The 2,576-nt window shown below is 67.3% G+C and carries 3 protein-coding genes and 1 riboswitch; all 3 genes read left to right on the top strand.

Annotated features, from left to right (window positions below):
* The first annotated feature begins 153 nt into the window (after window positions 1–153).
* The 3 genes from IEY60_RS06395 (at window position 154) to IEY60_RS06405 (ending at window position 2,560) form a co-directional block, all read left to right on the top strand.
* The gene (locus IEY60_RS06395) at window positions 154–744 is read left to right on the top strand and encodes an Rv0361 family membrane protein (RefSeq protein WP_189025045.1); all 591 of its coding nucleotides are present in this window, start codon (window positions 154–156) and stop codon (window positions 742–744) included.
* A gap of 45 nt (window positions 745–789) precedes the next feature.
* A riboswitch (SAM riboswitch) is annotated at window positions 790–906 on the top strand.
* An 18-nt stretch (window positions 907–924) separates the two neighbouring features.
* The gene (locus tag IEY60_RS06400; RefSeq protein WP_189025047.1) at window positions 925–1,341 is read left to right on the top strand and encodes a rhodanese-like domain-containing protein; all 417 of its coding nucleotides are present in this window, start codon (window positions 925–927) and stop codon (window positions 1,339–1,341) included.
* 10 nt (window positions 1,342–1,351) lie between these two features.
* Window positions 1,352–2,560 carry an O-succinylhomoserine sulfhydrylase gene (locus tag IEY60_RS06405; RefSeq protein ID WP_189025049.1) on the top strand — a complete coding sequence of 403 codons (1,209 nt, stop codon included), beginning with the start codon at window positions 1,352–1,354 and terminating at the stop codon, window positions 2,558–2,560.
* The last annotated feature ends 16 nt before the right edge of the window (window positions 2,561–2,576 follow it).

Genomic DNA, 2,576 nt, shown 5'->3' on the forward strand with positions numbered 1-2,576 from the left:
ACTTCATCAAGGCGTCGGCGGCGTAGATACCGGCCGGTCCTGCGCCCACGATCGCAATGCGGAGCGGGCGGGTCGCTGCACTCTGTTCGGTCATTTTCTACGCGCACCCTTTGGTCGAGAACTGTTGACGGCGTCAATTTAGCTTAGGCTAAGTTGACGATCCGGCTGCTGGCAGCTGCCTTCGACGTTCGGCAGCAGGCCGCTTCGAAGGCGATTCTATCTGCGGCGTTGTGGCCACCCGGCGCGCGGTGTGGTTGGCCGCACCGGGTCTGTCAGGATTACAGCATGAACGAGGAACAATCAGGCTCGGAAGACCAGCCCATCGTGGTGGATCAGACCGACAAGCGTTCCGTCGTCCCGTTCGTAGCGGCCGCGGTGATCGCGGTGATCGTGCTCATCGGCATCGTGCTCGGTGGGCTGCTCTCACCCGCTGAGAAAAATGTCACAGAGGCCGACCGGCTCACGGCCGCCGTCTCCAACTATATCGACGCGCGCTCGCGCAGTGAGCTGCGTCCGCCGCCCGGTGTCGCCTGCCCCGGCTTCGACGAGGAGAAATCCGGCCTGTCCGAACGGCTCGGCGGCCCGAAATCGGCCGTGACGATCGACAAGAAGGGTTTCGACAAGGCGACCGTCAACGGCGACCGGGCCAAGATCGACGCCACCGTGCAGATCGGCGACAAGTCGTCCACCAGCACCTGGAACCTGACCCGGGTCGACGGCGCATGGCTGGTCTGCACCCCGTGAAGCGTTTGACACGGTGACCTGTGCCGGGGCAATCTCAGATCGCAAGGTCATGAGTACCAGCGCCAAGCCCCGGCTCGCTGGTCGGCAACCCTCCTCCGCGGTGGGGTGCTCCGGGTGACGACCTGGCCGTGCGCCGGACAACCGCCACGGCAAGAGCGGATTCACGCAGGAGGTTTCGACATGACTTACGCCGGCGACATCACCCCTGAGAAGGCGTGGGAGATCCTGACCGAGCATCCCGGCGCGGTGCTGGTCGACGTGCGCACCGAAGGCGAGTGGGCACAGATCGGTATCCCCGATACCAGCTCGATCGAGCGCCCGGCTCACTTCATCGAATGGGTCGACGGCACCGGAACCCGCAATCCGAACTTCGGCGCCGAGCTCGAGCAGGCGCTGGCCGGGCGGCCGGACGACGCGCCCGTGGTGTTCCTGTGTCGCTCCGGTCAGCGCTCCATCGGCGCGGCGACCGTGGCGACCGCGGCGGGCATCACCCCGTCCTACAACGTGCTGGACGGCTTCGAGGGCGGCCCCGACGCGTTCGGGCAGCGCGGAAGCGTCGGCTGGCGCGCGGTCGGCCTGCCGTGGCGTCAGGCATAAGGAGAACAGCATGATCACCGGTGGTTCGTTCGACAAGCCACTGCCCGAGGGCGTCGGCCCCGCCACCCTCGGCGTCCGCGGCGGGCTGCGCCGCTCCGGCTTCGAGGAGACCTCCGAGGCGCTGTACCTGACCTCAGGTTTCGTCTACGAGAGCGCCGAGGCCGCTGAAGCGTCGTTCACCGGCGAGGTCGAGCACTTCGTCTACTCCCGCTACGGCAACCCGACGGTGGCCATGTTCGAGGAGCGCATCCGGCTGCTCGACGGCGCCGAGGCTGCGTTCGCGACCGCCTCGGGCATGTCGGCGGTGTTCACCGCGCTCGGCGCGCTGCTGAAGGCGGGCGATCGCCTTGTCGCCGCGCGCAGCCTGTTCGGTTCCTGCTTCGTGGTGTGCAACGAGATCCTGCCGCGCTGGGGTGTCGAGACCGTCTTCGTCGACGGTGACGACCTCGAGCAGTGGGAGCAGGCGCTCTCGGTACCCACCCAGGCCGTGTTCTTCGAGACCCCGGCCAACCCGATGCAGACCCTCGTCGACGTCCGCAAGGTCACCGAGCTCGCGCACGCCGCGGGCGCGAAGGTGGTGCTGGACAACGTCTTCGCCACCCCGCTGCTGCAGCGCGGCTTCGAACTCGGCGCCGACGTGGTCGTCTACTCCGGCACCAAGCACATCGACGGCCAGGGCCGCGTCCTCGGCGGCGCCATCCTCGGCGCCCAGGACTACATCGACGGCCCCGTCAAGAACCTGATGCGCCACACCGGCCCCGCCCTGAGCCCGTTCAACGCCTGGACCCTGCTCAAGGGCCTGGAAACGATGCCGCTGCGCGTGCGCCAGTCCACCGAATCCGCCCTGAAGGTCGCCCAGTTCCTGGAGACCAACAAGTCGGTCAACTGGGTGAAGTACCCCTTCCTGGAATCCCACCCGCAACACGCCCTCGCCACCTCCCAGATGTCCGGCGGCGGCACCGTCGTCACCTTCGAACTGGCAGGCGACGACGGCAAGAAGCGGGCCTTCGAGGTCTTGAACCGCCTCCGCATCATCGACATCTCCAACAACCTCGGCGACGCGAAAACCCTGATCACCCACCCCGCCACCACCACCCACCGCGCGATGGGCCCGGAAGGCCGAGCCTCCATCGGCCTCTCCGACGGCGTAGTCCGCATCTCGGTGGGCCTCGAAGACATCGAAGACCTCCTCGGCGACCTCGACCACGCCCTGAGCTAGCACGAACGAGAATCGG

Source organism: Nocardia rhizosphaerihabitans (assembly GCF_014646295.1).
GTDB classification, from domain to species: domain Bacteria; phylum Actinomycetota; class Actinomycetes; order Mycobacteriales; family Mycobacteriaceae; genus Nocardia; species Nocardia rhizosphaerihabitans.